Source organism: Sporosarcina sp. P1 (assembly GCF_002743155.1).
GTDB lineage: Bacteria > Bacillota > Bacilli > Bacillales_A > Planococcaceae > Sporosarcina > Sporosarcina ureae_B.
This window is the reverse complement of record NZ_PDYS01000011.1, coordinates 1-19,598: the sequence shown is the minus strand read 5'-3', so window position 1 is coordinate 19,598 and position 19,598 is coordinate 1. Positions and strand designations below refer to the sequence as shown.

Annotated in this window: 16 protein-coding genes; 8 read left to right on the top strand and 8 right to left on the bottom strand. The window is 40.5% G+C overall.

The genetic code is table 11. The features are described from left to right. Positions 1 to 15: 15 nt before the first annotated feature. From speB to speD, 4 genes are read right to left on the bottom strand one after another with little or no spacing between them, the layout of a single operon-like run. A complete protein-coding gene (speB, locus tag CSV73_RS11410) occupies positions 16 to 876 on the bottom strand; it encodes an agmatinase (protein ID WP_099627645.1) in 861 nt (286 codons plus the stop codon). Next, positions 866 to 1,717 carry a polyamine aminopropyltransferase gene (speE, locus tag CSV73_RS11405; RefSeq protein ID WP_085131688.1) on the bottom strand — a complete coding sequence of 284 codons (852 nt, stop codon included), beginning with the start codon at positions 1,715 to 1,717 and terminating at the stop codon, positions 866 to 868. The genes speB and speE overlap by 11 nt, the downstream gene beginning before the upstream one ends. Beyond that, the gene (locus tag CSV73_RS11400) at positions 1,714 to 3,171 is read right to left on the bottom strand and encodes an aminotransferase class I/II-fold pyridoxal phosphate-dependent enzyme (protein WP_483315710.1); all 1,458 of its coding nucleotides are present in this window, start codon (positions 3,169 to 3,171) and stop codon (positions 1,714 to 1,716) included. Before CSV73_RS11400 ends, speE begins: the two co-directional genes overlap by 4 nt. 10 nt (positions 3,172 to 3,181) lie before the next feature. Further along, positions 3,182 to 4,006 carry an adenosylmethionine decarboxylase gene (speD, locus tag CSV73_RS11395; protein ID WP_099627643.1) on the bottom strand — a complete coding sequence of 275 codons (825 nt, stop codon included), beginning with the start codon at positions 4,004 to 4,006 and terminating at the stop codon, positions 3,182 to 3,184. A gap of 382 nt (positions 4,007 to 4,388) precedes the next feature. On the opposite strand from speD, the gene CSV73_RS11390 reads away from it, so the two are divergent. Continuing rightward, positions 4,389 to 4,796, top strand: a complete 408-nt coding sequence (locus tag CSV73_RS11390; protein WP_085131685.1) for a PaaI family thioesterase — start codon at positions 4,389 to 4,391, stop codon at positions 4,794 to 4,796. An 83-nt stretch (positions 4,797 to 4,879) separates the two neighbouring features. Here the strand turns inward: CSV73_RS11390 and CSV73_RS11385 are convergent, their stop codons facing one another. After that, the gene (locus CSV73_RS11385) at positions 4,880 to 5,035 is read right to left on the bottom strand and encodes a DUF1540 domain-containing protein (protein WP_085131684.1); all 156 of its coding nucleotides are present in this window, start codon (positions 5,033 to 5,035) and stop codon (positions 4,880 to 4,882) included. A 95-nt stretch (positions 5,036 to 5,130) separates the two neighbouring features. Here CSV73_RS11385 and CSV73_RS11380 point away from each other — a divergent pair, with 95 nt between their 5' ends. Continuing rightward, a complete protein-coding gene (locus CSV73_RS11380; RefSeq protein WP_099627642.1) occupies positions 5,131 to 6,447 on the top strand; it encodes a cytochrome P450 in 1,317 nt (438 codons plus the stop codon). 49 nt (positions 6,448 to 6,496) lie between these two features. On the opposite strand, the gene CSV73_RS11375 is transcribed toward CSV73_RS11380, so the two are convergent. From CSV73_RS11375 to CSV73_RS11365, 3 genes are all read right to left on the bottom strand, one after another. Continuing rightward, a complete protein-coding gene (locus tag CSV73_RS11375; RefSeq protein ID WP_099627641.1) occupies positions 6,497 to 8,230 on the bottom strand; it encodes an AAA family ATPase in 1,734 nt (577 codons plus the stop codon). 284 nt (positions 8,231 to 8,514) lie between these two features. Next, complete coding sequence (locus CSV73_RS11370) at positions 8,515 to 9,054, bottom strand: GDYXXLXY domain-containing protein (RefSeq protein ID WP_085131681.1); 540 nt, start codon at positions 9,052 to 9,054, stop codon at positions 8,515 to 8,517. Continuing rightward, positions 9,044 to 10,126 (bottom strand): DUF2157 domain-containing protein, encoded by a 1,083-nt coding sequence (locus tag CSV73_RS11365; RefSeq protein ID WP_099627640.1) that lies wholly within the window; start codon positions 10,124 to 10,126, stop codon positions 9,044 to 9,046. Before CSV73_RS11365 ends, CSV73_RS11370 begins: the two co-directional genes overlap by 11 nt. A 244-nt stretch (positions 10,127 to 10,370) precedes the next feature. On the opposite strand from CSV73_RS11365, the gene efeO reads away from it, so the two are divergent. The 6 genes from efeO to CSV73_RS16735 all read left to right on the top strand — a co-directional run bounded on the left by efeO (position 10,371) and on the right by CSV73_RS16735 (position 19,131). Beyond that, complete coding sequence (efeO, locus tag CSV73_RS11360; protein WP_099627639.1) at positions 10,371 to 11,219, top strand: iron uptake system protein EfeO; 849 nt, start codon at positions 10,371 to 10,373, stop codon at positions 11,217 to 11,219. A 4-nt stretch (positions 11,220 to 11,223) separates the two neighbouring features. Beyond that, entirely contained in the window at positions 11,224 to 12,501 is a 1,278-nt protein-coding gene (gene efeB / locus CSV73_RS11355) for an iron uptake transporter deferrochelatase/peroxidase subunit (RefSeq protein WP_099627638.1), read from the top strand. After that, a complete protein-coding gene (locus tag CSV73_RS11350) occupies positions 12,476 to 14,224 on the top strand; it encodes an FTR1 family iron permease (protein WP_233202888.1) in 1,749 nt (582 codons plus the stop codon). The genes efeB and CSV73_RS11350 overlap by 26 nt, the downstream gene beginning before the upstream one ends. A gap of 307 nt (positions 14,225 to 14,531) precedes the next feature. Next, positions 14,532 to 16,346: an assimilatory sulfite reductase (NADPH) flavoprotein subunit gene (locus CSV73_RS11345; RefSeq protein WP_199093089.1), complete on the top strand. Its 1,815-nt coding sequence runs from the start codon at positions 14,532 to 14,534 to the stop codon at positions 16,344 to 16,346. A 23-nt stretch (positions 16,347 to 16,369) separates the two neighbouring features. After that, complete coding sequence (gene cysI, locus CSV73_RS11340) at positions 16,370 to 18,094, top strand: assimilatory sulfite reductase (NADPH) hemoprotein subunit (protein WP_099627637.1); 1,725 nt, start codon at positions 16,370 to 16,372, stop codon at positions 18,092 to 18,094. Between the two features lie 329 nt (positions 18,095 to 18,423). Further along, positions 18,424 to 19,131, top strand: coding sequence for a ferritin-like domain-containing protein (locus CSV73_RS16735; RefSeq protein ID WP_233202887.1), 708 nt, complete (start codon positions 18,424 to 18,426; stop codon positions 19,129 to 19,131). Positions 19,132 to 19,598 lie beyond the last annotated feature (467 nt).

Below are 19,598 nucleotides of genomic sequence, written 5' to 3'. Positions count from 1 at the left end.
AAAGACACCACCAATTTAGTTATTTTTATTTATAGCAATCGTTAATTCACGTAACACTTTACAAGCCACGGCTGTTGATGTGCCGCTTTGATCGTAGATAGGAGACAGTTCGTTGATATCACAGGCAACAATATTCAAACCGCTGACCGTCAAAATGGCTTGTAGCAACTCAACAAAGCTTACGCCACCCGCTTCCGGTGTACCGGTTCCAGGGAAGACGGAAGGATCCAGTACGTCTAGATCAATCGTCAAATAGACGGGTTTATCTTGTAGTTTTTCAACCGTATCTTCAAGTCCATCAAAATTAAACTTATTCATAAAAACATGCTGCTTAGCCGCCCATTCGAATTCTGGACGATCACCAGAACGAATACCGTATTGGAATATTTTGTTATCCCCGAGCAGGTCCCAGATTCTGCGAATTACTGTAGCGTGAGACAGGCGTTGATCTAAATAATGTTCACGCAAGTCTGTATGTGCATCGAATTGGATTACATGTAAATCCGGATACAATTTTGCTACAGCACGTACAGCTCCCAGAGTGACTAAATGTTCGCCACCAATCATGCAGGGGAGTTTCCCATCCTTCAAAATAAGTGAAGTGAATTCTTCAATTTGCTCTAAAGCATGCTCGGTATTACCAAAACTAAGTTCTAGATCGCCACCGTCGAATAATGTGTAATCCGTCAAATCGGCTTCTTGATAAGGACTGTATGTCTCAAGACCGAATGATTCGCTTCGCATCGCTTTACTGGCAAATCGCGTACCAGGACGAAATGATGTGGTGGAATCAAATGGGGCACCGAAAATTACGAATGATGCCTCCTCGTAGTCTGCTTCGAACCCTAGAAATGTTTCTATATTTTTATTTAGCATGGGTCAGCAACTCCTTAACATAATTCGGCAAGGCGAATGAGCCGACATGAAGTTTTGTATTATAATATTTTGTTTGCAAACCAAGTGTATTCCATGCATCAGCATCCAGATCTTCTATCGGGTCATATTTCTTGGAAGCAAATCCGAACAGCCAGTGCCCCGATGGATAGGTTGGAATATGTGCTTGATAGACTTTGGAAACGGGGAAGAACCCCATAATACTTTTATGTGCTCGCTGCATACCGCGTGCATCTTCGGTGTAAAATGGACTTTCATGCTGATTCACAAGAATGCCTTGTTCATTCAAAGCTTTATAGCAATTGCCATAAAACTCTTTCGTGAAGAGACCTTCACCTGGGCCGAATGGATCGGTGGAATCGACAATGATCAAATCATAGGCATTTTCTTGCTGACGGACGAATTTCAGACCGTCTTCAAAATAAAGTGTAACGCGCGGATCAGTCAGTTGAGCTGCGGTTTGTGGTAAAAACTTCTGGCATATTTTCACAACTTGCTCATCAATCTCCACCATATCGATTTGTTTGATCGATGGATAGCGCGTCAATTCGCGTACGGTACCACCATCACCTGCACCGATAACTAACACGTTTTGAATGGATGGGTTGGTAGCCATCGGCACGTGAACAATCATATCGTGATAAATGAATTCGTCTTTCTCTGTCACCATGACATAACCATCTAATGTCAAAATTTTACCAAACTCTGTCGTTTGGAAGACATCAATTTTCTGGAATTCACTCGTCGCAGTATATAGATGTTCTTCGACGCGAAAAGAAAAGCGTGTGTGAGGTGAATGATCTTCAGTAAACCATAGATTCATCGGACGTCCTCCTTTACTACATTAATCCAATCAACTTTTGCATCCTCGGTACCGGTTAAGAAACAACCTTTATCCTTACAATAATTGATGTATTCAATTATTTCGGTTGTGATTCGTTCCCCGGGTGCCACAATTGGAATGCCAGGTGGATAGCACATGACGAATTCGCTTGCCACATGTCCCGAAGACTCAGATAACAATAATGTATCTTTATCTGCGTAAAATGCTTGTTGAGGCGATTGAACAATTTGAGGATTGATATATTCATGATCGAATAAAGTGCCAGGATCCTTTTTAAAACGCCGGTTTATTTCTGCTAATGCTGCGACTAATCGTTCAAGATCCAGTGTACGGTCTCCGACTGAAATATAAGCGAGGATATTGGCTACGTCGCCGAACTCGATTTGGATATCGTATTCATCGCGTAAAATATCATACACTTCAATGCCAGCCAATCCCATTTGGCGCGTATGAATCGACAATTTGGACTCATCGAAATCATAAACAGTATCGCCGTTGATTAGCTCTTTAGAATATGCATAGTAGCCGCCGATCTGATTGACTTCATCACGTGTATACTGCGCCATCGTGATCACCTTATCGAAGATTTCCTGCCCGTGTAGTGCCAGGTTCTTACGTGAAATATCTAGTGACGACATCAATAGATAAGAACCGCTCGTAGTTTGCGTCAAGTTAACAATCTGTCGCGTATAGCCTTCACTTACTTCATTGTTGATTAATAAAAATGAGCTTTGCGTTAAAGATCCACCTGATTTATGCATGCTAATAGAAGCCATATCCGCACCGACGGACATTGCGGAAGCAGGCAATTTATCATTAAAATAAAAATGCGTACCGTGTGCTTCATCCACTAACACCAACATACCGTGTGCATGTGCTAGATCAGTAATGGCTTTCATATTGGAGCAGATCCCATAATAAGTCGGATTATTAATGAGAATTGCCTTTGCATCGGGATGATCCATGATTGCTTTCTTTACTTCCTCCACCGCCATGCCGAGTGGAATGCCGAGTTCTTTCTGTACTCCTGGATTCACATAGATGGGAATAGCACCACTTAAGATCAAGGCATTGATTGCACTGCGATGAACATTTCGCGGCATGATAATTTTCTCACCCGATTTACAAGCAGTCATGACCATTGCTTGTACGGCAGAGGTCGTCCCGTTCACGAGCAGGAAAGCGTGCTTCGCGCCAAACGCGTCCGCAGCCAACTCTTCAGCTTCCCGTATGACAGAAACGGGGTGACATAAATTATCAAGAGGTTTCATGGAATTCACGTCGTGTTGTAAGCAAGTATCCCCGAGAAAATCTACAAGCTCCTTATTGCCACGACCGTGTTTATGTCCGGGCACATCAAAAGGAACGACACGTGCTTCTTGATATTGCTGCAATGCTTCCATAATAGGAACGCGATGTTGTGATAATTTCAATGGTCTCTCCTCACTCGTTTTCATAGACGTTGGAACCGCTGTAGATTTCAATCATCTCTTTGCGAAGATTATGAGAGATTTGAAGGCGTTCTTTTGGCGGTAATTCTGAAACATCTTTGTTGAATAAATAATCTTGTAAATCAATCTCTTTAATGAGTAATTTTGTATGGAAGATATTCGCTTGGTAAACATTTATATCGATCGCATCATACCTTTGCAATGTTTTCTCGTCAATGAAGTCTTGAATGGATGTAATTGCATGATCCATAAAGAGTTTTTTGCCGTCGACTGACCGTGTAAATCCACGCACACGATAATCCGCGGTAATAATATCCGAATCAAAGCTTCCGATCAGGTAGTCGAGCGCGTTCAATGGAGAAATCTCTCCACATGTCGACACATCTATATCAACTCGAAATGTCGCAATGGAGTTATCGGGATGATATTCGGGATACGTATGGACGGTCACGTGGCTTTTGTCTAAATGACTGACGACAGAATCTTTATCCGGCAAGATGGGAATCGCACCTTGATTACAAGAAGGATCAATTTGTGATGCAGGGAACTTTTCCTCTGAAATCATCAACGTTACACTAGCGCCTTGTGGGTCGTAATCTTGTTTACTGACATTCAATACATGCGCACCAATCATCTCTGTGACATCGTAAAGGATTTTTGTTAACCGTTCCGAATTGTATTGCTCATCTATATAGGCGATATACTCACTTTGCTCTCTTCTACTTTTTGCATAGCTCACATCGTAAATGTTGAAGCTAAGAGTTTTGGTGAGGTTGTTAAAGCCGTAGAGCTTCAGCTTATTTTCCAACCGTAACATCCGTCCTTTCCAAATAAAGTGTTTATAAGCATATTCACATAAAAAAGCCCCTTTCCAATCCACATGAAATAATACAAACATGACAGATTGGAGAGGGACCTTTACTCTGTTTCGCTTGTTGATATAAGAATAGGGATGTATTCTATTCCATTACATAACAGGTGATTGGATTGGCATAATGCTCAAGTACTCTTCCTAAATTAAAAAACTTATGAAATTGATTTCATTATAAAGGAAAAAGAATAAAAAATATATACTTTTTATTGAAAAATATTAGAAAACAGCGTTTTTATAGCAAATGATAAAATGCTTTGAATTGTCGGCAGAACGTCTTTACGATATGGTATATAAAACAATTACTACATTTTCTGGAGGTAATGAAATGAACGATACAACAGTGGAATATTTAGAACAAGTTCGACAAGATTTCGAAACAAGCCCTTTTTGGAAATTTGCTGGTCTGCAGACACAAAAATTAGAAGCGGGTCATGTGGAATTATATTTACCTTATCGTCAAGATTATGATAATGTACGCGGAACTATTCACGGTGGTATGTATATGTCCGTTCTCGATACGACGATGGGAATGCTTTGTCGTTCAATGGGTGCAAATGATGTTATGACGATTCAAATGACAACGCAATTCTTAAAGCCGGTCGTTCAGGAAGCGGTTTATTCAAAAGCTGCCATTATTAATAGAACACGCTCTACAGCTTTGGTTGAAGGAACACTATTCAATGAGAAGGACGAGTTAGTTGCTCATTGTACTGCTACGTTTAAGTTAAAGTGATTGTCGTGAACTGAGTAGTGATGTTTACCGGTAGTACAATAAAACAGCAGCCAAGCATAAAAGCGTGGCTGCTGCGTAGCGGATCATCCTTTTGGAAGGAACGTACCACAATCTGTTTCGGCTGAGTCTTTTGCTTTTTTACCTTTTCGAGAGATCACTTTGATTTCATCTGCACCACATTGATTACCCGATTCCCAAAAATGACAGTTCGTTACTTCACATAATACGTCTTTTGCCAATTGACCCACCTCCTTTTTACTAGCATATCCAGAAATACTGCATACATACAGGAGATGGAGAAGTAATACATTATGATAATTGTGGAGGAGAGTTCATGGTCACTGTACAAGATATTGCGACACCACGATTACAGAACTATTTGGAATTCGTGCGTGATCCGATTGCTTTCTTTATGCGAGTAGAGCCGCTTGGTGATGTGATTTCATTGAAGACGGGCATTTCCCCAACATTTGTGGTCAACAGTCCTGAAGCTATTCGGGAAATTTTGATTCGTCAAGATCAGTCATTTATTAAAGGACGAACAACGACCGTGTTGCAAAGAACAGTGGGAGAAGGTCTACTGACGACGGAAGGTGAGCGGCATGCGAAGCAGAAGAAATATATTCAACCAGCGTTTTATAAAGAGGTACTGGAACGCTATGCCTATTCCATCATTGACGAAACGGAGAAGTTAGTCGATCGACTTGAACATGAAGAGGAAGTAGATATACACACGGTTATGATGCGGTTGACATTATCAATCATTACACGAACAATGTTTTCGACAGATGTCTCGGCAGAAGAGAAAGAGCTTGCGGACGCCGTCACGACAACGATTGAGCAAAGTATCAAAATTTTATTTAGTCCTGTGATGATTCCAGCTTCTGTTCCGACTAAAGCCAATTTGAAGCATAAGGAAGCAATCCAGACACTTGAAGCAATGATTAGCGATGTGTTAATTGCTGCAAAAGAGCACCCTGGGTGGTTTAAAGATTCCTTGCTGGGCTTGATGATGGCGGTGACAGACGAGGATGGAAACAAATTGTCAGATAAAGAAGTGCGTGATCAGATGATGACGATGTTGCTTGCGGGACATGAAACAACAGCGAACTTATTGGGCTGGTTATTTGCTGAAATTGCGGGGCACTCAAAAGTAGAGAAACGTTTGTTGGTCGAATTGAATACTGCGGACATGACAGGGAGTCCATTTAATTGGATGCGGGAATTACCATATACACAGCAAGTTATTGAAGAAGGCTTGCGTCTTTATCCGCCTGCTTGGTTGATTTACCGCGAACTTAACGAACCTGTTGAGATGTTTGGAAGAACTTTCAAAAAGGGAAGCACGTTTATGATCTGTCCGTATGCGGTTCATCGAAATGAAGAGGTGTTCCCGAATCCTGGTGCATTTGACCCGGATCGGTTTGCAGCAGGTAATAAGTATGCGCCATTTAGTTATTTTCCATTTGGTGGCGGTTCCCGCAGTTGCATCGGTTCGCGATTTGCGATGCTCGAAGCGACTTTGATCATATCGGTACTTTATAAGAAGTTTATATTCCGTAATGTGCGACCACATGCGCCCGTTCCGGAACCGTTGATTTCATTGCGAATCAAAGATGGATGGCCTATGAAGTTAGAGAAGTCCCTTTAACCAACGCAAAACAAAAACAGCGATCATCCAGATGATCGCTGTTTTGCTATTAGATAAATACTACCGCATCTTTAGGAGTCGATAACTCGACGATGCGCTGTACTTCATCACCTTCAAGTGTTTCTTCTTTATATAGTGCATTGACTAACTCTTCAAATTGATATGCATGCTCTTTAATGAGCATTTCTGTTTTTTTTGCAGCTTGGTTAAATAGCATTTGCATTTTTTCTTCTTTTTCCGCTTTATTGAAGAGTAAAGAAAATCCTTCTTGGAACAAACCCGTATTCACCATACGCTCAAGAATATCCTTGGCCTGTTCCACATCGCCTCCAACGCCGATACTATGCTCACCCAAATATAGACGCTCTGCAATGCCACCTGCTAGGATCATACTGACTTGGTCGAGCAATTCGCTAGCTGTAGATAAATGCAATTCCTTTTGAATTGGGGCTACATAACCGAGTGCTTGACCTCTTGGAATAATGGTTGCTTTTCTAACCGAACCTGGCTTTGTAAGAGCAGCGACGATGGCGTGTCCGGATTCATGAATGGCTACACGACGCTTCGTTTCTTGGTCGCTTAATGTGCGTGCTGTATTTCCAAGGATTGTCCGGTCAATTGCAAAATCCAAATCATGCTTCTCGATTAATTTCCGACCTTCGCGAATGGCACGGCGGCTGGCTGTTTCGAACAAGCTGCTTATTTCTGCACCAGAAAAACCTGACGTGCTGTCTGCAAGTGTATCGAGAGACGCTGCTACATTAGGAGCCAACGTTTTGCCGTTTGTGTGGATATCGATAATTTCGCGACGTCCTTTTGTATCTGGCAATTGAACGTGAAACGTAAAGTCGATACGTCCTGGACGTAAGAAGGCATCATCCAGCATATCTTTTCGATTCGTAGCTGCAATGAATAACACACCGTCATTATCATTACCACCGTCAAGTTGAACAAGTAGTTCGGTTAACGTCTTTTCCGATTCTTCTCCACCATGTTCTTTTCTCTTTCCAGCCAATGCATCTACTTCGTCTATGAAGATAACAGCAGGGCGTTGTTTGCGGGCATTTTCAAAAAGTGTACGTACCCGTGAAGCTCCAACACCTACAAATAATTCTGTAAAGGCTGCTCCGCTAGAAGAATAAAAAGTAGCTCCTATTTCTTTTGCGATAGCTTGAGCTAGTAATGTTTTACCTGTTCCCGGAGGTCCATATAGTAAAATACCTTGAGGCAATGCAATGCCCATTTCATTTGCAACTTCAGGGTTTTTGAATACTTCTAACGTTTGGAGGATTTCTTCTTTCATTTCTTGAGGGATTCCACCAATATTGTCCATTGTAATATCAGGAAGAGGAGTCGCTTTTGACGCTTGATGCTTCATAGCCGACGCACCAATATTGAGCTTGCCTTTTTTATGCAGAATGAAAAGTGTCAAAAGAGCTGCCAGGACAAGCCCACCAAAAATCCAGCTACCCATCGAACTTGCTGCTTTATATTGATAAGTTACATTATATTTCTGTACCAAGTCATCCACTAATGTACTCTGTGGACGCACCATCGTGCTGTATGTTGTGTTATCTACAATGATTGATAATTTACCTTTGGCTGTTTCGTTTAATAAGACACTAGCATCTGATTGTTCAGCAATCAGTTTTTCCATCTGGGCAAAAGAAACTTCTTTTCCCCCAGTGGATTGTAAATAGTTCCAAGTGGCACCTGCAGCAATGGCCATGACAAAAAGGACTACGACAAAAATTTTTGATGCTAATTTTGAAATAGGCTTCAAGTTCAGCTCCAGCTCCTTTAGTGAATTACTTAAATTATACGTAAAAGTAGGAGTTTTGAATAGTATATAAACAGAATAAATAGTTACAAATTCAAGTCTTTGTGAGAAAATGCCTAAAAACAAGCGATATCATGTATTTCTTGAGAATGAACTATATGAACTGCCCTACATCCAACAGTCGATTTCTCACTATCTTCAAAAATAATACAAACTAAAAAGCCGTTGCTAGAAATCGTGTATTCCACGACCTCCAGCAACGGCTTCCGCTACTTTGATAAAGTGACCTATTTAGGCCGTACATCTTCTAACACAGCAAAGCCATCACGAACTTTTATATCTGCGAGCAATTGACCTTTGCGTGATAAATCCTCTAACTGCATTCCCGTATTCTCAGCTACATAGAAACGATCGGGAAGGAAGTTTGCGAAATACATTTGATTTTCATCGATACTGTGTTCGCCGTAATAATACATATCTCCTTTTAAAAATAGACCGTCACTTGGTTTCTTATGTGTAACGGTCTTCAACCCGTATAAATTTCCTTCATCTTGTTCTAAAACGGCATATACCGTCAATTTACCAGTATCATGTTTGGAGAATTCTTTAATAAGCGCCGGATCAAGTCTTTCTTTGGAGAATTCTTCAATCGCAAATTGGAGACTAACATAATCACCATAAAGAATGTCGCGCGGATCGACAGGTACTGTTTCCAATGTGATGGTTTTACCTGTATTCATTGTATATAAAGGCTTCCAAGTCATCGCTAGGAGAAGGATAATTGGGACTATTAAAGCAACAAGAAATAGATTCCGTTTATTCTTCATGACGTTTCACCGTCTCTCGTCTTGATTTTTCAAACCAGAATCCAAAGCCAATCAACAGCAAACCGCCTACGATGAAAAATAATGACTTTGGCATGAAGTCATATGTGATATCCGTGTAATAACGGTAGATTAACGCACACGTGATCAAAATAGCAGGTAAACTGTCTTTCTTTAGAAGATAAATCAATAAGATAATGAATACAGCGGTGAAGATATAAGGTACAGCATCACCAAATCGTAAATCATTCCATATGAACGGGAAAGTCAGCATAATACCCGTAATTCCAAATAGTACGGAACCCGTCCAAGAGGACTCTGTACGATAATGTTGAAAAGGTGCGAGTGCAAGAAGTACGCCTAATACAAAGACAATCAATACGGAAATCCATTCCTCAATATGGAAGAATTCTAGCATATTGACGATAAAAGCCGCACTAAGCAATACATTCATAACAAACAATGAGCTTTTTCTTCCGAATCGTGTTTCATTCATCCAAAATAGTAGAGGAATCAATAGTAGCAACCAGAAAGGACCAAAGCTTCCAACTTCATAGGCAGAGAAAGCACTAAAACTGTAGATAATAAAAAATGCACTTGCAAACACAGCGAGCAATTGATCTTTTAAATAATAGGCAAGTGGCAAGATTCCGATACCCCATAATAGGAAATCTGTATATACGGTATGTTGTAAATGAAAGCTCTGACCAATTAGAAATATCCCGGCTCCAAAAATGGCAGCTCCTATATAATACATACTGCGGGACGTTCTTTCGTAATTGCTTTCAAGCTTGTATCCTGCGATGTATGCCAAGATCATGCCAACGACAATTAATCCAAACTTAAAGAAAGGCGTTAGTCCAGCCCAGTTACCTGCGATAAAACTCAGTATGCCTATCCCCACTAATATAGCCCCAAAAGCCAGCAAGATTCTCACGAAATTAGTGCCACCCTTAGATTCATATAGCGAGAGCATTTCGTTGACATCTGCTTCTTTCATTTTGCCTTGCTGTTGTAGAAAAGAAAACTCTTGTTGCAAGAAAGTGAATTGTTGCTTACTAACTGTTCTTTTCATACTAATTCCCTCCTTTCGTAATAGTTACTAAGTAGACTGATTAATACATTATATGTTACAGAATATCAAGGATGAAAATATCCTAACAGGAATTATCTAGTTAAATATAGTATCTCGTATATTTTCTAAAAATACAATAAATACTAGAAAGATACATATTTCTCCTTTAATTTCCTATTGACATTCATTTGAGAACGATTATCATTGATAACAGAAAACTAAACTTTGGGAAGTAGGAATAAATATGAAACAAAAAATAGTAACAGCTTTCGTTTTAACAACAGGAATTTTACTATCAGGTTGTGGAGCAGCTGAAGAATCTACGGGAAAAGCACCAGCAGCAACTGAAGAAGTCGACTTAACTGTTGAAACAGATGCGTATAAAGAGTTTGCGCTTGAACAAATGGATGAATTCGTTATGGGCACAGAAAAATTCGTCACAGCTGTTAAAGCGGGAGATATAGAAGAAGCAAAGAAAATCTATCCTCTTGCTAGAATGTATTTTGAACGCTCTGAACCGATTGCAGAAAGCTTTGGAGACTTAGATCCACGAATCGATGCACGCCTTGCAGATGTTCAAGAAGAGGGGCAAGGAGAAGAAGAATGGTCTGGCTATCATAAAATCGAGTACGGTCTATGGGTGGAGAATACAACCGAAGGGTACGCAGATGTTGCGGATCAATTACTTAAGGATGCAAAGGAACTGCGTGCACGAGTAGAAACAGTTGAAGTATCACCTGACTTGATGATCACGGGAGCAGTCGATTTACTGAATGAAGTTTCTACTTCTAAAATAACTGGTGAAGAAGAAATTTATTCTCACACCGATCTATATGATTTTAAAGCTAATATTGAAGGTGCAGAAAAAATTTATGAAATTCTAAAGGATAAGATGGCAGAGAAAGATCAGCAACTAGTCGATGAACTTGAAACGAAATTCCGAACAATTAATAGTCTACTTGCTGAATATGAAGATGGAAATGGCGGCTATATATCGTATGAAGAATTAACAAAAGAAGATACAAAATCGCTTTCAGAAGCGGTAAATCAATTAGGTGAACCATTAAGTATGATGGGCATCGTAACGGAGTGATACCATGACGGACCAAACGGAAGAGAAATTCTATGAAAAGAAAATTTCACGTCGTCAAATGCTGAAGTATACAGGAGCAGGTGCAGCGGGTGTAGCGATCGGAGCATCAGGTCTTGGCAGTGTTCTCAAAGTATTCGGAATGGTAGAGGAAGAAGATAATCCACTCTCAAAAAACAAGATTAATTTCTATGGAAAGCACCAATCCGGAATTGCGACTGAATGCCAAGGTTATGTATATTTTGCTTCGTTAAATGTCTTGGTACATTCACAACAAGAATTAATGGATCTATTTAAAACGTGGACTCCCATTGCTGTTCGCATGATGAATGGTGAACAGATTGATGGTCAGACTTCTAATATGCTCATTCCGGCAAAAGATACAGGAGAAGCAGTCGGATTGGATGCTTCCAATTTAACGTTGACGTTTGGTGTAGGTCCGTCACTATTTGAAAAAGAATCTATAGGCTTAGCATCAAAAAAGCCTTCTGAACTGAAAGATTTGCCGCACTTCCCGAAAGATCAACTAGATCCAACTTATACGGGTGGAGATATTTGTATTCAAGCCTGTGCAGATGATCCGCAAGTTGCGTTCCATGCAGTTCGAAACTTAGTGCGTATAGCTTCAGGGAAAGTGTCATTAAAATGGACACAAGCAGGTTTTAATTCCTATCCAATGAAAGGGAAGAAAAAAGAAACACCAAGAAATTTATTTGCATTTAAAGATGGTTCAGTTAATCCTAATGGATCTAAAGAAGCTGAAATGAATGAAGTCGCTTGGATAGATGCTGGTCAATCAAAAAGTTGGATGACCAATGGTACGTACATGGCTGTCCGTCGAGTTCAGATGCATTTAGAAACATGGGACAGAACAGCTTTGCGGGAACAAGAAGCTACATTTGGCCGTCATCGTGATACGGGAGCGCCAATAGGTAAAGAAAAAGAAACGGACGAAGTAGACTTGGATGAAAAAGATGCAAATGGTGAGTATGTTATCTCCCAAACTTCCCATGTGCGGTTGGCTAAGAAATCCAAAAAGAAAATTTTACGTCGATCATTCTCCTATAGTTCGGGCGTTATGGATTCAACAGGTACATTTGATGCAGGTTTATTGTTCATCTCGTTCCAAAAAGATCCCGAACAATTTATCGCAATCCAAAATAGTTTTGGTCGTGAAGATAAATTAAATGAATATATTACTCATCGCGGCAGTGCGCTATTCGCCTGCTTCCCTGGGATTCAAAAGGGAGGCTTTATCGGTGACTCACTCTTCTCAATTATATAAATGGATTGCAGTTATGTTAATCGTTCTATTCATGCCAATCCGTCAAGCGTTCGCTGAAACGGAAACAAATTATAGTGACCTCTATATTTCCATTAGTGATTCGATTATGCAAACTAAGAAATCGAACGATGCAGAAGCACTGACATCTTTACGAGAATTCGAAACGATTTGGCAACAACAGAATCTGGAGAGTTCGCGGTACACGAAAGAAATCGATAAAACGTTAAAAAAAGCAATACAGGCTGACTCGGAAACACGCGGAGTGTTATTGAGTTCATTATCTAAAGCAGTACATGAATTGGAAATGTCAGAAAATCCAGTTGACGAACAAGCGGAACGTGAGAAGTTTGGAAAAGCGATGGAATCGTCGCTCGCGGACTTGCGATTATCAATTGAGTCGGGTTCACTTGAAGAAATCGAACAAGCCAATCAACAGTTCATTTCTACTTGGACACGCAATGAACGTCCAGTGCGAGAGCAAAGTATTTCAGCGTATGGTGCAATTGAAACGGCTATGGCATTCATGAGAATCACGTTGGCGGAGGAAGAACCTGACCTTAATATGTTGCGGACACAATTTGATGAATTAACTGTCACGGTAGATCAGTTTGTCGAGGGGACGTTGAAAGAGACAGCGACTGAAGACTATTCTTTGACCACATTGATTGCACTGTTAGATGAAAGCTCAGACTTCTTACAAAATGGAGAGCTTGATAACGCGAAGAAATCATTGAGTGAGTTCATTAAAATTTGGCCGAATGTAGAAGGGGAAGTGCGTACGAAAAATGCCTCTCTTTATACAGAGCTTGAAAATGAACTACCTTTGATGATTGGACAATTGTCAAATAGTGGTTATGATCTTAAAAATGCCGATCGTCAGTTACAAAATTTCAAACAACAGATTGCCTTACTGCAAACAAATGATAGTTTCAGTTTTTGGGACTCTGCACTGATTTTATTACGTGAAGGTCTCGAAGCATTGCTGATTATTATGGCACTATTATCATTCTTAACTAGTGCTAATCAACAAGCTATGCGTAAATGGGTGTTTGTTGGAGCAAGTGCTGGCATGATGCTTAGTATGGTAGTAGCGATCATGATGTCCACGGTATTGCAATCTCTCACGATTGGTAATGACCGTGAAATAATGGAAGGTTATGTTGGACTAGTAGCTGCTGCACTAATGATTGGTGTCGGCATTTGGATGCATCAAAAATCTAATATCGCCTCGTGGAATCGATATATATCTAAGCAAATGGGTCAAGCAATTTCAAAAGGTAGTGTATTCGCCATGGCATCGGTCAGTTTCCTTTCTGTATTTAGAGAAGGTGCGGAAACGATTGTCTTCTATGCAGGAATTGCGCCGAAAATGTCTACTCTGGAATTTGTGATGGGGATATTGCTAGCTATTATCATATTGGCGATCGTTGCGGTCGTCTTCATGAAGCTCAGCCATCGTATTCCGATCCATCGCTTCTTTGCAGTAGCGACGATTTTGATCTACGTACTGGCTTTCAAGATTATTGGTGTCAGTCTGCATACGTTGCAGTTGACGAACGTGATCAACACAACGGTACAACCCAGATTGCCGATAATTGACTTAATTGGTTTTTATCCGACCTATGAAACGATTATGGCACAACTCGGTTTACTAATCCTCATCTTAGTAGCTGCCTGGATACGAAGAACAGGTAAGCACACTAACGTAAAACTATCGAATTAACTAAACGAGAATGTCCTAGAAGTTACTTCACTTCAACAGGGCATTCTTTTTTACGTATATCTAAGTTCAAAGTTTATGTTTGATAGATGTAGTAGTTTAACTAGTGAGTACGTAGGGAACACGTCTCTTGCGAAGCACAAATCACTACTCGGAAACTGTCAATTCATTCTATATTAAATACCTACTTGACTAATAGGAATAATCATAATACAATGAAACCATCTTAAAAAAGTTGTCAGTTTAGTCAGATTTTCTACAACATTAAGCCATAATAAAAATACAATAAGAGGTTGCGAGGGTGATGAATATGGCGTTACAAGTATCGAACAGTCCTTTTAGTGAAGAACAAGTAGAATTGCTCAATCGTTTATTACCGAACATTACAGAAACACAGCAAAGTTGGTTGAGTGGTTATTTAACGGCTGTCAGTTCAGCTTCAGTACCATCGGCTGGCGTCGCTGTGTTAGAACGTCCCGCCATCGAAGTTCCGACAGCGATAAAAGAAATAACTGTTCTTTACGGATCACAAACAGGTAACGGACAGGGAATAGCAGAACGAGCAGCTGCCAAGTTAAAAGAACAATCTTTTAATGTAACAATCCAGTCCATGAATGATTTTAAACCAAATAATCTGAAGAAAATTGAAAACCTATTGCTGGTCGTCAGTACACATGGAGAAGGAGATCCACCTGACACAGCTTTACCATTCTTTGAGTTCTTGCATGGTAAACGTGCGCCAAAACTAGATCATCTTCATTATTCTGTATTGGCACTGGGCGATAGCTCGTACGAATTTTTCTGTAAGACAGGTGCTGATTTTGATCAGAAACTAGCCGAACTCGGTGCTATTCAGTTAGCACCGCGTGTAGAGTGTGATTTGGATTATGATGAGCCTGCAGCACAGTGGTTAGCGGCAGTGGAAGTCTCATTGGAAATTCATACGGGCGGCCAATCAGCGGCAGCTAGTGTAGAAGTTGAAGCTTCATCCTCCACTCAGTACTCACGCACAAATCCATTTAAAGCAGAAGTACTTGAAAATATTAACCTAAACGGTCGAGGTTCAAATAAAGAGACGCGTCATATAGAAATTTCATTGGAAGGTTCTGGATTGACATATAAACCAGGAGATAGTGTAGGGATTTTTCCAACAAATAATTCCGACTTAGTCGATAAGATTATTAGGCTAGGTAATTGGAATGCAGAAGAAACGGTTGAAATCAACTCGCAAGGAGAACGCCGTGCTTTACGTATTGCTTTACTGAATCACTTAGAGATTACCGTAGTAACTAAACCGCTACTTGAAAAACTATCTACTTACTCCAAGTCGGAAGAGTTGAAACGAATTGTAAATAAAGAAAATGCGGATGAACTACGTGCGTATGTTGATGGACGGGATGTATACGATGCATTAACGGACTTCGGACCAGTAGAAGCTTCAGAACAACAACTGGTGGGGATTCTTCGTAAATTGCCCGCGAGATTATATTCAATTGCTAGTAGCCTAGAAGCGAATCCTGAAGAAGTCCATCTGACAATTGGTGTTGTTCGTTACGAAGCGCATGGCCGCGATAGACAAGGCGTTTGCTCTATCCAATGTGCAGAAAACCTTGAACCGGGAGATACATTACCCATCTATATTCATAAAAATGATAATTTCCGTTTGCCTGCTAATTTGGAAACACCCATCATTATGATAGGGCCAGGGACGGGTATCGCGCCATTCCGTTCATTCATTGAAGAACGTAGTGAAACAGGAGCGGAAGGAAAGTCTTGGTTGTTCTTTGGAGATCAGCATTATGTGACCGATTTTTATTATCAGACTGAGTGGCAAAATTACGTGAAGGATGGCATGTTAACACGTCTCGATGTAGCTTTTTCACGTGATACGGATGAAAAAGTATATGTGCAGCATCGTATGAAACAAGCGAGTCGAGAACTGTATCAATGGATTGAAGAAGGTGCAGTGATTTATGTATGCGGTGATGAACAGAACATGGCAAAAGACGTCCACGCGACTTTGCTGGAAATCCTTCAGCAAGAAGGCGATAAATCACTTGAAGAAGCCGAACAATTCATAACACAGTTAGTTCAAGAAAAACGCTATCAGAGAGACGTCTATTAAGTAATTTGAAGGGGAGTGGAAGCGTGTCTTCAACAACAAAACCGATCCATATACAAGATGGAGCACCGAGTGATGTAGAAGAAATTAAAATTGAAAGTGATTACTTGCGAGGAAATCTCATTGAAACGATGAATGATTCTATCAGTTCAGGAATTCCAGATGATGATAACCGTCTGATGAAATTCCACGGCAGTTATCTGCAGGATGACCGGGATCTGCGGGTCGAGCGACAGCGTCAAAAGCTAGAGCCAGCCTATCAGTTCATGATCCGCGTGCGGACACCAGCTGGCTTCGCTACGCCAAAACAATGGCTTGTTATGGATAAATTGGCACATAAATATGGTAATGGCACATTAAAATTAACGACACGCCAAGCGTTCCAAATGCACGGTATTTTAAAATGGAATATGAAAAAGAATATCCAGGAAATGAATGATGCATTACTGGATTCCATCGCAGCTTGTGGTGATGTCAACCGAAACGTCATGTGCAGCCCAAATCCGAATCAGTCATCGGTTCACACGGAAGTCTATGAGTGGTCGAAGCGATTAAGCTTAGACTTATTGCCACAAACAACGGCTTATCATGAAATTTGGTTGGATGAGGAAAAGGTTGTGGATACGGCAGGGGAAGAGGTGGAACCTATATATGGTGCTACGTACTTACCGAGAAAGTTCAAGATTGGTATTGCAGTTCCTCCAATGAATGATATCGATGTATTCTCCCAAGATATTGGATTGATTGCTATAGTAGAAGACGAAAAACTAGTCGGTTTTAACGTGGCAGTTGGTGGCGGTATGGGAATGGCCCATGGCGACGAGCAGACCTATCCTCAGTTAGGTCGTCTAATTGGCTTCATACCTGCAGATCAAGTGGTAGAAGTAGCGAAGCATTTGATGATGATCCAACGTGATAACGGAAATCGCTCTGTACGAAAGTATGCGCGATTCAAGTACACGATTGATTCTCGTGGACTTGATTGGTTAATTGAAGAACTTCATAGTCGTCTTGGCTGGGAATTAGAAGAATCACGCCCTTATCACTTCGATCATAATGGCGATCGCTATGGTTGGATACCAGCTGAAAATGAACACTGGAATTATACATTCTTCATTGAAAACGGTCGCGTGCGTGATACGGAAAACTATAAACTGATGACCGCACTTCGTGAAATTGCAGAAATCCACACAGGTGATTTCCGTTTGAGTCCGAATCAAAACTTAGTATTAGGTGATGTAGCGGCTTCAAATAAAGAGAATATAGAAGAAATCATTGCGAAGTATGGATTAGAGTCATCAGCTGAGCAGTCAGCATTACGTAGAAACTCCATGGCATGTGTGTCGCTGCCGACATGTGGGTTGGCGATGGCAGAAGCAGAGCGATATCTACCTTCATTGATCACGAAAATCGAAGGCTTGTTAGATGAAGCAGGGCTTGGAGATGAAGAAATCGTGACGCGTATGACGGGTTGTCCAAATGGCTGTGCACGTCCAGCGATTGCAGAGCTCGGATTCATTGGTAAAGGACCAGGCAAGTATAATATGTACTTAGGTGGCGGTTTTTCGGGGCAACGCCTGAGTAAGATCTACCGTGAGAATATTGGTGAAGAAGAGATATTAGGTGAATTAGGACCTATATTAAAGCGTTATGCGAAAGAACGCAATGATGGGGAACACTTTGGTGACTTTGTAATTCGTGCTGGCATTGTGGAAGAAACTACCGACGGAACGAATTTCCATACGGTGTGATTAAATAAGTAGGGCAGCTAGGGTGAAAACTAGCTGTTTTTTTATGTAATGAAATATTGTGTAGAAGTGAATTGTACATATATGGTTGATTAAGGAGAGAGTTTAGAATTCTTGTTCTCGATAAACGATTTTATGTAATATTGCATTTAGTAAGATGGTTATCGATATTATTATTATGGTGCTGTGCTGGCATTGTTATGGGTGCTGTAATATTAGGTAATTTGGGTATTAACGGTATTGAGGTACCTTTAAAATAGATGGGCTACTAGTAACCAATTCATAATTTACCCCATACGATAAGAATGAAAATATATATAAGGGGGACAATTGTGTACTATTTAGGGAACAGTATATATCAAGGATACGATCCAGAAGCATTACAAAAGTCATTAGCATTGATGTTTGAGGCGGTTCAAGGAGAAAAGGAAGACCGGCTTTTTTATGAGTACTTAATATCTGTTGCTCCCACACAGGATGATAAAGAAATAATTTCATCCATTCGAGATGATGAGATTAGACATAATTTAATGTTTAAGAAAATGTATAAAGATTTTACTGGTCAAGAAGTAATGGACGTAACTGCAGAGGATTTTAAGAAACCAGCTTCCTATATAGAAGGAATTCAGCAAGCCCTTTTTGGCGAGTTAAAAGCAGTAGAAAAGTATAGAGAAATACGAAAAGGTCTACCGGATCGTCAAAATCGAGACATAGTATTTGATATATTAACTGATGAACTTAAGCATGCCGCAAAGTACAATTTTCTTTACACTGAAAATCGTACGAATAGTCATGTGCAAAATGAATCAAATATAGAAAAAACTCCTGACGATTGGATTAGGTACACAGAGTTTTTAGTCGAAGAAGCACAAGAAGATGTGAAAAGGGGTATCAATTTAACACATGTTTTTCAAGAGTTTATCTTGATGGGGGTACTTGTGGGCAAAGGGTATTCTCCTAAGCAAGCGTATGAAACTGTGGAATCTTGGGAGCGAACAGGAGAATCTCAATTGTTACAGGAGAGTAAGAAAATTCCATGAAATTTCTTCTTGGAAAACGAACGACCATGTATGCTTAGTTGAAGAACCGGCTACCTTTACATGGTAGCTATTTCATATTTAGTAATACTTCTGTGAACACTTTTAAGTTATTAATTTTATAGATCTATTTGCGGGGTTCAGCTATCGGGCGGGTTTGCGTAACATGATTTATTTGTAATTACTAAGTTAATCTTCGCTACAGCAGGTGATTTTGGGAGGATCAGTGGTTCACCGCCCGCCCATAGCACACGCGTCCGGCTGCAACACAGATTAACGAGTTTAAACCACTATCCCATCTAAGGGTGCGTTTGGACATAAGAAATCCAAAGGAGGCTGAGACATAACTATCTCACCGCGTTTCCCTGCACTCCGAAAGGCACGCTTTCCGAGGGGCGTGGCTTGAGCCGCTTCCTTCGCTTTGCTACGTCCAGGGTCTCAAGACGCACGCTGATCCCTCAGGAGTCGGC

Bases quoted from the DNA above. Each gene is read 5' to 3' on its own strand.
- CSV73_RS11345 (WP_199093089.1), top strand. From the start codon at position 14,532: ATGGCGTTACAAGTATCGAACAGTCCTTTTAGTGAAGAACAAGTAGAA.
- efeO (WP_099627639.1), top strand. From the start codon at position 10,371: ATGAAACAAAAAATAGTAACAGCTTTCGTTTTAACAACAGGAATTTTA.
- speD (WP_099627643.1), bottom strand. From the start codon at position 4,006: ATGTTACGGTTGGAAAATAAGCTGAAGCTCTACGGCTTTAACAACCTC.
- CSV73_RS11390 (WP_085131685.1), top strand. From the start codon at position 4,389: ATGAACGATACAACAGTGGAATATTTAGAACAAGTTCGACAAGATTTC.
- CSV73_RS11370 (WP_085131681.1), bottom strand. From the start codon at position 9,054: ATGAAGAATAAACGGAATCTATTTCTTGTTGCTTTAATAGTCCCAATT.
- CSV73_RS11380 (WP_099627642.1), top strand. From the start codon at position 5,131: ATGGTCACTGTACAAGATATTGCGACACCACGATTACAGAACTATTTG.
- speE (WP_085131688.1), bottom strand. From the start codon at position 1,717: ATGAATCTATGGTTTACTGAAGATCATTCACCTCACACACGCTTTTCT.
- speB (WP_099627645.1), bottom strand. From the start codon at position 876: ATGCTAAATAAAAATATAGAAACATTTCTAGGGTTCGAAGCAGACTAC.
- CSV73_RS11365 (WP_099627640.1), bottom strand. From the start codon at position 10,126: ATGAAAAGAACAGTTAGTAAGCAACAATTCACTTTCTTGCAACAAGAG.
- efeB (WP_099627638.1), top strand. From the start codon at position 11,224: ATGACGGACCAAACGGAAGAGAAATTCTATGAAAAGAAAATTTCACGT.